At 68.0% G+C, this 12,221-nt stretch carries 7 protein-coding genes and 1 pseudogene; 4 read left to right on the top strand and 4 right to left on the bottom strand.

From position 1 onward, the window contains the following. Nucleotides 1-15: 15 nt before the first annotated feature. Nucleotides 16-552 (top strand): annotated as a pseudogene (locus ACOCMH_RS06530) (amino acid ABC transporter ATP-binding protein); the annotation flags it as partial. Nucleotides 553-655: 103 nt separating this feature from the next. Here the strand turns inward: ACOCMH_RS06530 and ACOCMH_RS06525 are convergent. Next, a complete protein-coding gene (locus ACOCMH_RS06525; protein ID WP_427306082.1) occupies nucleotides 656-4,618 on the bottom strand; it encodes an autotransporter outer membrane beta-barrel domain-containing protein in 3,963 nt (1,320 codons plus the stop codon). 216 nt (nucleotides 4,619-4,834) lie between these two features. Continuing rightward, nucleotides 4,835-6,001 carry an acyl-CoA dehydrogenase family protein gene (locus ACOCMH_RS06520; RefSeq protein ID WP_427306081.1) on the bottom strand — a complete coding sequence of 389 codons (1,167 nt, stop codon included), beginning with the start codon at nucleotides 5,999-6,001 and terminating at the stop codon, nucleotides 4,835-4,837. A gap of 323 nt (nucleotides 6,002-6,324) precedes the next feature. Here ACOCMH_RS06520 and ACOCMH_RS06515 point away from each other — a divergent pair, with 323 nt between their 5' ends. The 3 genes from ACOCMH_RS06515 (at nucleotide 6,325) to ACOCMH_RS06505 (ending at nucleotide 10,504) form a co-directional block, all read left to right on the top strand. Then, nucleotides 6,325-7,638, top strand: a complete 1,314-nt coding sequence (locus tag ACOCMH_RS06515; protein ID WP_427308385.1) for an acetyl-CoA hydrolase/transferase family protein — start codon at nucleotides 6,325-6,327, stop codon at nucleotides 7,636-7,638. A gap of 40 nt (nucleotides 7,639-7,678) precedes the next feature. Further along, nucleotides 7,679-8,887 (top strand): acetyl-CoA C-acetyltransferase, encoded by a 1,209-nt coding sequence (locus tag ACOCMH_RS06510; RefSeq protein WP_427306080.1) that lies wholly within the window; start codon nucleotides 7,679-7,681, stop codon nucleotides 8,885-8,887. 84 nt (nucleotides 8,888-8,971) lie between these two features. Continuing rightward, nucleotides 8,972-10,504, top strand: a complete 1,533-nt coding sequence (locus ACOCMH_RS06505; RefSeq protein ID WP_427306079.1) for a class I adenylate-forming enzyme family protein — start codon at nucleotides 8,972-8,974, stop codon at nucleotides 10,502-10,504. A gap of 27 nt (nucleotides 10,505-10,531) precedes the next feature. Here the strand turns inward: ACOCMH_RS06505 and ACOCMH_RS06500 are convergent, their stop codons facing one another. Both ACOCMH_RS06500 and ACOCMH_RS06495 read right to left on the bottom strand, forming a co-directional pair. Continuing rightward, nucleotides 10,532-11,434 (bottom strand): LysR substrate-binding domain-containing protein, encoded by a 903-nt coding sequence (locus ACOCMH_RS06500; protein ID WP_427306078.1) that lies wholly within the window; start codon nucleotides 11,432-11,434, stop codon nucleotides 10,532-10,534. 75 nt (nucleotides 11,435-11,509) lie between these two features. Beyond that, nucleotides 11,510-12,082, bottom strand: coding sequence for an AraC family transcriptional regulator (locus ACOCMH_RS06495; protein WP_427306076.1), 573 nt, complete (start codon nucleotides 12,080-12,082; stop codon nucleotides 11,510-11,512). Nucleotides 12,083-12,221 lie beyond the last annotated feature (139 nt).

Raw genomic sequence — 12,221 nt, 5'->3', positions numbered from 1 at the left:
TCGGTGGCCGGACCGGATCCCAAGACCAATCTGCCCAAGCTGCGCTCGCGCGTGGGCATGGTGTTCCAGAACTTCGAGCTGTTCCCGCACCTGTCGATCACCGAAAACCTGACCATCGCGCAGGTGAAGGTGCTGGGCCGCTCCAGGGATGAAGCCATGGCGAAGGGCCTGAAGTACCTGGACCGCGTCGGCCTGAGGAGCCAGGCCGACAAATATCCCGGCCAGCTGTCGGGTGGCCAGCAGCAGCGCGTGGCCATTGCCCGCGCGCTGTCGATGGACCCGATCTGCATGCTGTTCGACGAGCCAACCTCGGCGCTGGACCCCGAGATGGTCAATGAAGTGCTGGACGTGATGGTGCAGCTGGCGCACGAAGGCATGACCATGATGTGCGTAACCCACGAAATGGGCTTCGCGCGCAAGGTCGCCAACCGCGTGATCTTTATGGACCAGGGCAAGATCGTCGAGGACGCCGACAAGGAAGAATTCTTCGGCAATATCGACGCCCGTTCGGAGCGCGCGCGGCAGTTCCTGTCGAAGATCCTGCATCACTGAGCCGACTTCCGGCCATGGAAAAAGGGACGCCTGGGCGTCCCTTTTGCTGGCCATCACTGGCGATTCCCACTGACAGGCGCGGATCGACGCACAGCCGCCAAAGCTAGAACACATAGCGAGCGCCGGCGTTGAACAGCCACCCCTGGATGCCGCCCCGCCCCATCGCATGCTGGTACGAGACCCGGCCATACAGCGACAGCCGCCCGGTCGGCATCCCGTTGACCCCGAGCGACAACTGGTAGGCGTCGCCCAGTTTGCCGGATTCGAACTGCACCTCGCCGACATGCACGTTGGTGCCGCCGGTAAAGGCATGGTACAGATCAAAGCCGAGGTATGGCGTTACGCGGCCCCCGGCAACCGCAACCGGCCGCGTCAGGCGCACGCCGGCGCGGCCCACCAGCTGGTTCTGCGAACCGATGTTGACCTCCAGGTCATCGATGTCGATGTTGTTCCGGAAGCTGACATGCTGCCCGATCAGCTGCAGCTGCGGCTCCAGGTTCAGGCCATATGACATGGCCACCGGGTAGCCCGCTTCGATCGACGCGGCGAACAGGCTGCCGTCCATCGCGCCGGCCTTGCCGCGCGCTTGCGTCGACACGTCGCCATCGAACCATCCGCCGGACAGGATGCCGTCGACGTACCAGCCCTGGTTGCTCTGGTAAGTGCCGTAGCCGCTGATGCGGTAGATGGTTGCGCGTGTGCTGCTCGGCCCGTCGGCGGCGTGCGGCGAAAAGTGGAGCCAGCCGATCGAACCGGCCACGCCGAACCGCCAGAGTCCGGTCTCGTCTTCCTGGCGGAACAGGTTGCCGCCAAGGTGGATGGCCGCGTAATCGCCGCTGGCGTCGTAGCCGTAGCGCTCGAACGGCTGGTTGCTGGTGTAGCGGAAATTGCCGCCGTAGGCGCGGAAGAACATCTCGCCGGGCCCCTGGTCGCGCGCCAGCGCGCGGTCGTCGCGCACTTCGCCGAGGCGGCGGTGCAGGCTGTCGAGGTCAAGCATGCCCGCGTGCAGGAATGCAGCCGGCGCGGTGACATAGGACGCCACCTGCGGCGCCACCGCGGGCCGGGCATCGGGCGGAATCGGCTGGTCCGGGTCGGGCACCACCGGGCCATCGGGCTCGACATAGGCGCTCTGCAAACGGTAGTCCCAGTACGACGACGCATTGCCCACCAGCGACGCATTGGCATCGGCCGCACTGATCGACGAACCGGGGCCATAGGCGTACAGGCGATAGGCATAGGGCGAATTGGCGGCGGTGACATAGCCCCCTTTCAGCGCGAACGCGTCCGGCGTGGAATTGCCGGCCACCTGCACCACCGAAATCCCTTCGCTGGCATTGACCACCCCCGTGGGCGAGGTGATCGCGCCCGGGCTGGTGGCGACCGGCTTGACCTGTACGGTGGTGGTGCCGCTGGCAGCGCCATGGACCAGCAGGCGATCGGTGAACTGCTGCGGCAGGCTGCCGCCCTCGTCAAGGAAGGTATTCAGGGCAACCACGCCGCTGCTGCCGGCATAGTCGCCCCTGACGGTAACGGTGTGGTACGCATTGCCGGGGATCGGACTTGCCCGCAGCGAGCGCCGCCGGCCAAGCGGCAAGCCTGGCGCCGCCTGCACGTCGATCACGCTGCTGTCATTGCCGAGATTCGTCAGCACCGAGCTGGCCGTCACGTTCCAGCGGCTGCCCTGCGAGAGGTTGAGGGTCGACTGGCTGTCGCTGCCGGTAAGCGCGGCGCCGGTCAGCGTCGACGCGCTGGCATTCAGCGTCGCCACCCCCGGCACATTGACCGGCGTGCCAGCGGACGAATCCTGACGGCCCATCACCTGCAGCGCCGCCACGCCTTGAATGGTGGTGCCGCTCGCCGCAATGGTGGCAACCCCGCCCGCGACGCTGATCGCGGCGCCGGCGTCCGACACCACCGAGCTGTTCGCAAGCGTCACGGTTTCAGTCGTTCCCAACGCTTGCCCCAGCGCCGGCACCGGCGGCGCCGACATAACCGGTGCCGGCGCGCCGTCGTCGTTCGGCGGCGCAACCGGAGCCGGTGCCGGTGCGGCCGTGGCCATGGCGCTGGCCGACGCCGCGTCGGCGACGCCCAGCAGATGGATGCCGGCGGCACCGGGCCCGGCGGCATGCAGCGATGCGCCGGCGGCACTGAAGCGGCCACCGGAACTGACCCGGACCGCATGCGCGCCGGCGCCGCCGGTGGTGACGGACACGCCCGCCCCCTGCGCGTTGGGCGCGAGGTCGACCGTGGCATCGTTGATATAGATGCCATGGGCATTGGCGGCGCTACCGGTATCGACGCGGCCACCCGCCAGGCTCAGTGCGGTGCCTTGCCATGCATAGATGCCAATGCCGCCGCCGCTGGTGCCAATATCGAAGTTGCTGCCGGTGTAGGCAGTGGCCCCGCCCTCGAACACGGCCCCGTGCGCGCCGGCCCCGGCGGTGCGCACCACCATGCCATCGATCTGCGCCGATGGCGCGCCGATCAGCCGCAAGCCATAGGCGTTCTGGCCCTGGGTCGCCAGCATGAGGTTGCGCGCGTGCAAAGTGGAGCCGTTGTACGCATAGATGGCGTGGTCGTCCGCCGTGGCTGTGCTGACCGAGACATCGGTCAGATCCAGCGTCGAGGCCGCCGCCTGCACCCCGCGCGTGGCCCCGCTTCCGCTGGTGATTACCGTGCCGGTGGCGCGCAGGGTCGCGCCGTCGCTCAGATAGACACCATAGGCGCCGCCGGACACCGTGCCGCGGGTCAGTTCCACCGTGGAGCCGACGGCAAACAAGCCCACCGCGGCGGCGCTCGATATCGCCGTATCGGTGGCGCGCAGGCTGCCGCCGGCGGAGACGTAGGCCCCGTGGCCATTGGCCAGCGCGCCGCTGAGCGCGCCGCCCGTCATCGTCAGCGACGATCCGGCGCCATTGACCCAGGAGCCGAGGCCGGCGTCGCCCTGCGCGGCGAACCGGCTCTGGCTGGCCACCGCGGTGGCGCCGCCGGCAACATACAGGCCGCGCGCACTGGCGCCGGCGGCGGTTACCGTGGCGGCATTCAGGTTCAGGGTGCCGCTGCTGACGAAGATGCCATGGGCACTGGCACCGGCGGTGGCGATGGTCGCGCCGTCGAGCGTGGTGGCCGTATTGCCATAAAGGTATAGGCCATAGGCGGTGTTGCCCTGGGTGCGGACGGTGCCGCCGGTCACGGACAAGGTCGAGCCGGCGGCCTCGATGCCGTATGCACTTGTGCCCTGCGTGGTGACATCGGTGCCGGCCAGCGTGCCCGTGGCGCCGTTCAGGTAGAGTCCCCGGGCGCCAGCGAGGCTGGTGTTCACGTTGCCGCCAGCGGTTTCGATCCTGGCGCCGTTATAGGCAAAAATACCGTAGGCTCCGGCGCCCTGCACCGTGACATCGGTGTTGGTCAGCTTCACCAGTGCGCCGCTCCAGGCCAGCACGCCATGCCCGTTGCCGGCGGTCTGCAGGGTGGCGTTGCGCACGTCGGCCGACGCGAATCCTCCGTAGGCCCGGATCGCGTTGGCATCCGGGCCATCGGCTGACATCACCATGCCGGCGCCGGTGAAGAGCGAGGGACCGGTCTCGCCCGGGATGTAGATGCCATGCGCGCTCTGGCCATGCCCGCGCACATAGGTCAGGCGCCCCGGATCGCTGCTGCCGACGACGGTCAGCGTTCCGTTGGCCACATACAGGGCGGTGTTGGGCGCGCCTGCCCGATAGTCGGATTCGATGACAATGGCACCCGGGGCAGGACCCAGGTCAGGATTGATGATCGCCGAACCCCGCGATGCCACCGACACCCCGGCGCCACCGAAGCCGAACGGATACGGCGGCTGCGGATAAATCGTGGTGCCGCCTTGGATCACCCCGTCGGTGCCGAAAAACTGGAAGGCCGCATCGAAAGAGCCGGGCCCGTAGGTGCCTGACGGCGTGACGTTGGATTGCGCCGGCACACCGCCGGCGTACACCAGCCCCGCAATCACGGCAGCCAGCGGCGTCAGCCGCAATCGTGTGCCGGCATTCCCATCGCGGGCGGCGCAGCGGCGATTCTGCTCCTTTGACATAGTGCATATCCTTGACGGACGCTACAGTCCCAGAAGCGGCCAGCATCGCAGGCGGGCGCCGGCCAGACCGCAACGTCAGTTCTGGGATGGATGCCGAATGTCGGCAGGCGGCAGCGAAGCGGGGTTCCGCATTCGCCACCTGTAGCATGCACTAAGAACGCCGAAAATCAATTTATTGTTTCTTGCCTGCCATTTAAGTTATTTTTTGCGCCCTGCTCAGAACGAGCGCGGCAGGCCCAGCACGTGCTCGGCAACGAACGAGTAGATCAGGTTGGTCGAGATCGGCGCCACCTGGTACAGGCGCGTCTCGCGGAACTTGCGCTCGACATCGTACTCGCAGGCAAAGCCGAAGCCGCCGTGGAATTGCAGGCAGGCATTGCCGGCCTCCCAGCTGGCCTTGGCGGCCAGGTACTTGGCCATGTTGGCCTGCGCCCCCATGGCCTCGTGCTTGTCGAACAGTTCGCAGGCTTTCCAGCGCATCAGGTTGGCCGCCTCGAGTTCGATGAACGACTCGGCGATGGGGAACTGCACGCCCTGGTTCTGGCCGATGGGGCGGCCGAAGACCTCGCGCTCCTTGACATACTTGGTGACGCGGTCCATGAACCAGTAGCCGTCGCCGATGCACTCGGCGGCGATCAGCGTGCGCTCGGCATTGAGGCCATCGAGGATGTACTTGAAGCCCTTGCCCTCTTCGCCGATCAGGTTCTCCTCGGGAATCTCCAGGTCCTCGAAGAACAGTTCGTTGGTCTCGTGGTTGACCATGTTGGGGATGGGGCGCACCGTCAGGCCCTTCTTCTGCGCCTCGTGCAGGTCGACCATGAAGATCGACATGCCCTCGCTCTTCTTCTTCACGTCAGCCAGCGGCGTGGTGCGCGCCAGCAGGATCATGAAGTCGCTGTGCTGCACGCGGCTGATCCACACTTTCTGGCCGTTGACGACGTAGCGGCCGTCCTTCTTCACCGCCGACGTCTTGATCTTGGTGGTGTCGGTGCCGGTGGTGGGCTCGGTCACGCCCATCGATTGCAGGCGCCATTGGCCCGAGGCGATCTTCGGCAGGTACTTTTCCTTCTGCGCCGTGGACCCATGCCGCAGCAGCGTGCCCATGTTGTACATCTGGCCGTGGCAGGCGCCGGAGTTGCCGCCGCAGCGGTTGATTTCTTCCATGATGACCGAGGCTTCGGTCAGGCCCAGCCCGGAGCCGCCGTATTCCTGCGGGATCAGCGCCGCGAGCCAGCCCGCCTCGGTCAGCGCATTGACAAAGGCCTCCGGATAGGCGCGCTGTTCGTCCACCTTGCGGAAGTACTCGTCGGGAAACTCCGCGCACAGCGCACGGATGGCATCGCGGATTTCGTGAAAATTGTTCGATAGGGTCTGTTCGATCATGGCGCTGCCTTGCGGTCGGTCTGTGTCGGTGGCGATCAGTCTTGGCGATCGGTATGTGGCGGCCGCGGCGGATGGGCGACGCCGCGTGATAGCCGCAATGGTCGCGGCGTTCGGCCGGCGGGACAATCAGCCTTTCCGAAAGCGCGCCTTCCACGCGGCTTAAGTCCGGGCAGGCGGCGCGCTTCCGGCCTTTTCGCAATCGCCAAAGCCGGTCATTGGCATTGTCGAATAGCGCAAACGCGGCTTTGGCGACATGCTTCGGGCTATCCGGCGCATGCCGGCTGACTTCCGGCCGCGTGCCGCCCTAACGTTTCCCCGTGGACATGCACGACCTGGCCTACCGACTGCAAAGCCTGATCCGCCCCGGCGACCACCTCTGGTGGGGACAAGCCACCGCCGAGCCGCTGACGCTGACGCGCGCGCTGGTGGCACACCGCCATGCGATCGCGCGGGGCGGGCGCTTCAGCGTCTTTGTCGGCATCGGCCAGTCGGATACGCTGCAGCCGGAGCAGGCCGACGTCATCGATTTCTTCGGCTATGCCGCCAGCGGGCCGCATCGCCGGCTGGCCAGTGCCGGCGTGCTGGACATCGTGCCGAGCCATTATTCGCACTTGCCGGCGCTGATCCGGCACGGCACGCTGCGCGCCGACGTGGTGCTGGTGCAGGTCTCGCCGCCTGATGAACAAGGCCGCCACAGCCTGGGCCTGGTGCATGAATACCTGCCGGCCGCGCTCGACCGGGCCCGCGTGATCATTGCCGAAGTGAATCCCGAGGTGCCGTGGACCCATGGCAGCTGTTATCTCACCGCGGAGCAGATCGACCTGCAGGTTGATGCGCGCTACGGGCCCATCAGCCTGGAACGCGGCGCTCCCGGCCCGGCCGAACAGGCCATCGCGCGCCACATCGCCGGCTGGGTGGAAGATGGCGCGACCCTGCAGATGGGCATCGGCAACCTGCCCGAGGCCGTGGTGGCCGCGCTGCATGACCGCCGCGACCTGGGGCTGCACAGCGGCGCGGTCGGCGACGGCATCGCCGCGCTGGCTGAGGCCGGTGTGCTGACCAACGCACGCAAAAGCATCGATACCGGCATCGGCATCGGTGGCATCCTGATGGGCAGCGAACGGCTGCGGCGCTGGGCCCATCGCAATCCGCAACTGCATCTGCGCGAGACCGCCTATACCCACCACCCCGAAGTGCTCGCCAGCATCGACAAGCTGACTGCGATCAACTCCGCCATCGAGGTCGACCTGACCGGACAGGTCAATGCCGAAGTGGCCGCCGGCGTCTATGTCGGCGCGGTGGGCGGCGCGGTGGACTTCCTGCGCGGCGCCGCGCGCAGCCGCGGCGGGCTGCCGATCGTGGCGCTGCCGGCCACCGCCAGGGTCGCTAGCCGCATCGTCGCGCAATTGTCCGGCCCGGTCAGCACGCCCCGCGCCGATGCCGGCCTGATCGTCACCGAGCATGGCGTGGCCGACCTGCGCGGCCAGACCCTGTCGCAGCGCGTGCGCCGCATGCTGGACCTCGCTGCCCCCGAACACCGCGCGGTCCTGGAGCGCCAGGCCCATGCGCTGCTGCGCCAGTGCGGCGCGGCCTTCGTCGCCGTCTCTGCCCTTCCCGGGCAGGCGTCGACCGACTAACTTGATGATTTACCCGATCCCGAATTCCAAGGAGACTTCCATGCGCAGAGCTGCAATCGTCACCCCCCTTCGCACCCCCGTCGGCACCTTCGGCGGCAGCCTGCGCCCGGTGCCGGTCGAAGAACTGGCCGCGACCGCCGTGCGCGCCGTGGTGGAACGCAGCGGCATCGATCCCGCGCGCATCGACGACGTGGTCTTTGCCCAGTCCTACGCCAACAGCGAAGTGCCGTGCGTGGGCCGCTGGGCCGCGCTGCAGGCAGGCCTGCCGGTGGAAGTGCCGGGCATGCAGCTGGATCGCCGCTGCGGCGGCGGCCTGCAGGCCATCGTCACCGCATCGATGATGGTGCAGAGCGGCGCCGCCGACGTGGTGATCGCCGGCGGTGTCGAAAGCATGAGCAATATCGAGTACTACACCACCGACATGCGCTGGGGCGCCCGCTCCGGCAACGTGCGCTTCTTCGACCGCCTCGACCGCGGCCGCGAACGCTCGCAGCCGGTGGAGCGCTTCGGCAAGATCTCCGGCATGATCGAGACCGCGGAGAACCTGGCGCGCGACTACGGCATTAGCCGCCACGACGCCGACGCCTTTGCCGTGCGCAGCCACCAGCGCGCCGCCGCGGCCTGGGAGGCCGGGCGCTTCGACGCCGAGATCGTGCCGGTGCAGGTGCCGCAGCGCAAGGGCGAGCCGGTGCCGTTCACGCGCGATGAAGGCTTCCGCCCGCAGACCACGCTCGAGAGCCTGGCCAAGCTGCGCGTGCTGATGCCGAACGGCACCGTCACCGCGGGCAACGCCAGCCAGCAGAACGATGCATCGGCCGCCTGCCTGATCGTGGCCGAGGACAAGCTTGCTGAACTCGGCCTGACGCCGATGGCCTCGCTGGTGGGCTGGGCGGCTGCCGGCTGCGAGCCTTCGCACATGGGCATCGGCCCGGTGCCGGCAGTGAAGAAGCTGCTGGCGCGCCTGAACCTGACGCTGGACCAGATGGACCTGGTCGAGCTGAACGAGGCCTTTGCCTGCCAGGTGCTGGCCGTGCTCAAGGGCTGGGACTGGCAGGACCAGGACGCGATCGAGCAGAAGCTCAACGTGAACGGCTCGGGCATCTCGCTGGGCCACCCGATCGGCGCTACCGGCGTGCGCATCCTGGCCACGCTGCTGCACGAACTGCAGCGCCGCGGCGGCCGCTACGGCCTGGAAACCATGTGCATCGGCGGCGGCCAGGGCATTGCCGCGGTGTTCGAACGCTACTGAGCCCGCTTCGGCGGCGTGCGGCCCGGGCCCCGTTCCTGCCGCACGCCCGCCGGACGGTCCGCCCTTTATATGGATTCCCGCAAGATGCCACCGGACCGCGACCCCCAAGCCAGAATCAGCGATATCCCGCGCCACTGGGCCGAGCACAGCCCTGGCCATGTCGCCGTCTTCGAAGAAGACCGGACCACCACCTACGCGCAGCTGTGGGCCGGCATCGGGGACGCGCAGCGCTATCTGCAGTCGCAGGGCGTGGGCACCGGCGACCGGGTGCTGATCGTGGCCGAGAACTGCCTGGCGGTGATCACGCTGGTGTTTGCGTTGTCGGAGCTGGGCGCTTGGCCGGTGGTCGTCAACGCGCGCTTGTCCGAACGCGAAATCGAGGTGATCCGTGCCCACTGCCAGCCGCGGCTGATGCTGTTCACCCACGCCGCGTCGCCGGATGCGCTGCGCCACGGCGTGCATTACCGGGCCAGGGAAATTGCCCCGCCAGGGCTGGGTCCGCTGATGGCCGGCGCCGTCAACGACACTGCCGCGCGCGAGCCCGAAGCGCTGGCGCGCGACGTGGCCGCGCTGATCTACACGTCGGGCACCACGGGACAGCCCAAGGGGGTGATGGTCACCCATCGCGGCCTGCTGCACTTCGCCGATGTCACCGTGGCCTCGCGCCGCATGCAGGCAGACGATTGCGCCTACGCGGTGATGCCGATGTCGCATGTGTTCGGGCTGGGCACGCTGCTGGTCTCGACCTTGCACGCCGGCGCCAGTCTCTACCTGTGCGCGCGCTTCAATGCGGCGGACCTGACCGCGGCGATCCGGGACGGCGCGATCACGCTGCTGCAGGGCGTGCCGACCATGTTCAGCCGCATCCTGGCCCATGCGCGGGCCACTGGCACGGCCTTGCAGCCGTCGCCGCGCCTGCGCTATCTCTACACCGGCGGCGGGCCGCTCGACCCTACGCTGAAGCAGGATGTGGAAGCGGCGTTCGGCCAGCCGCTGCACCACGGCTACGGCATGACCGAGTACGCCGGGTCGATGTTCGTGACGCGCATGGACCGTCCGCGTACCGATTGCGCCGCGGGCGAGATTGTCGCGGGCGCGGAGCTGCAGGTGGTGGGCGCTGACGGCAAGCCGGTGCCAGCGGGGCAACCCGGCGAACTATGGATCCGCGGTCCGGGCGTGATGCGCGGCTACTACCGCGCGCCGGAACTGACCGCTGAGGCATTGCGCCCCGGCGGCTGGCTCAACACCGGCGATATCGGGCGGCTTGGCCCGGACGGCGCCTTGTTTATCGTCGGCCGCACCAAGGACCTGATCATCCGTTCGGGCTTCAACGTCTACCCGATCGAAGTCGAATCGGTGCTCAACACGCATCCGTCGGTACGCGTATCGGCCGTGATCGGACAGCCCGCCGCGGACGGCAACGAGGAAGTGATCGCCTTCGTCGAAATCAGGGAGGGCGAGCGCTTTGACGCACCGGCGTTGCACGACTACCTGGTCGACCGCCTGTCGCCCTACAAGCGCCCGGAGCGCATCCTGCGCGTGGCAACCATGCCGACCACGGCCAGCGGCAAGCTGCTCAAGCACCAGCTGCGGCAGATGCTCGCGGACCAGCCATAGCCACCCCGGCCAGCCGGCGCCACGGCTTCAGTCCTGGCGCCCCTGGCCGTCTTCCACCAGCAGGTCCACCAGCTTGCGCGCAAACAGCGGCAAGGCATCGAGATCGGCGACGCAGATCTGCAGCTGGCGCTCGGCCCATTCATCATTGAGCTGGACGATGCGCAGCGCCATGGACCTGGCATGGCGGCGGGCGGTGGTCTCGGGCAACACGCCCAGGCCCACGTTGGCCTCGATCATCCGGCACGCGGTTTCGAAATTGCTGACCTGCACGCGCCAGCGCAGGCTGCGTTGCAGGTCCGCCGCGGCCCGCTTCAGGAAGTTGTGGATGGCGCTGTCTTCGGGCAGGCCGATGAAGTCGTAGTCGAGCGTATCGATGAAATCCACGCGGCCGCGCTCGGCCAGCGGATGGCTCAGCGCGGTGGCCAGCACCAGCCGGTCGCGCCGGTATGGCATGACTTGCAGCCCTTCGGTACGCACATTGCCGGCGATGATGCCGATGTCGACGATGCCCTCCTGCACCGCGCGCACGATGTCCGGGCTGAGCCGTTCGTGCATGTCGATGGTCACGTCCGGATGGCTGACCAGATAGCTGCGCAGCACCGCGGGCAGGAATTCGCTCATCGCGGTGGTATTGGCGAACACGCGCACATGGCCTTTGACGCCCGCCGCGTATTCCTGCAGGTCGCCGCTCAGCTGCTCCAGCTGGCGCAGCACGCGGCGCGCGTGGGCCAGCAGGGTCTCGCCCGCCCCGGTCACCTTCACGCCCTGGCTGCTGCGGCTCAGCAGCTTGACGCCGACGTGTTCCTCCAGGTTCTTGATGCGGGTGCTGGCCGCGGCCAGCGACAGGTGGGAACGCTGCGCACCGCCGGTCAGGCTCTGTGCCTCCGCGATATGCGTGAACAGTTTCAGGTCGACCAGATCAAAGCGCATGACATCCTTCCCGGGCGTAACACCGGATTATCTCGCAAACCGCGGCGCGGTACCCCCGCGGCCCGCACCGCGCGGTCACGCCACCGAGCGCTGCCGCGGCACGGCGTGCCCGGCGGACAGCCGCCGCGCGGCTTCCAGCGAGACGCCGAAGCGGTCATAGAATGCGCTGTCCAAATCACCGTTGGCGGGCCACCCGACCCGCCGCCTGGCCTCGCCAGGGGCCGCGTCGCCCGCCATGACGTCGAACAGCAGGCGCATCAGCCGTTGCGTGCGACACAGGTCGGTCAGCGCGGTCCCCTGGGCGAACAACGCACGCCGCAGCTGCGCCGCGGACATGCCGAGCCGCTCGGCGATAAAGGCCGCGTTCCAGGCGTACTGCGGCTGCAGGAAAACCCGCTTGGCAATGCGGTGATGCAGGCATTCCGACGGTTGTGCCGGGCTCAGCCCCAGCATCTCGAGCGTGCATGCCGCGGGCTTGGCGCTGCTGCCTTCCAGGTGCAGCGCAAAGGCTTCGAACGGGTCGAGGATGGCCTGCTGGCCGGGCAGCAGCACCCGCTCGTAGCCGCGCCGCCTGACCACCACCCGGCCGCGCTCGGCGCCGACCGACAGCGGAAACGCCAGCAACAGCTGCTGCAGGCTGGCGTGCATGGAAGACTGCAGATGGACGTGCATGGCGGATAGGGCAATATGACGGATCTCGGGCCGGAGGGAATCAACGGATATGATCGCCGCAATCCGGGCTGGCCGCCTCTGCCATTCCCGAACGCTCCGTTCGCCGCCACCGCAT

Source organism: Cupriavidus sp. H39, from assembly GCF_050271075.1.
Lineage (GTDB): Bacteria > Pseudomonadota > Gammaproteobacteria > Burkholderiales > Burkholderiaceae > Cupriavidus > Cupriavidus necator_B.
This window is presented reverse-complemented; position numbering and strand designations above follow the sequence as displayed.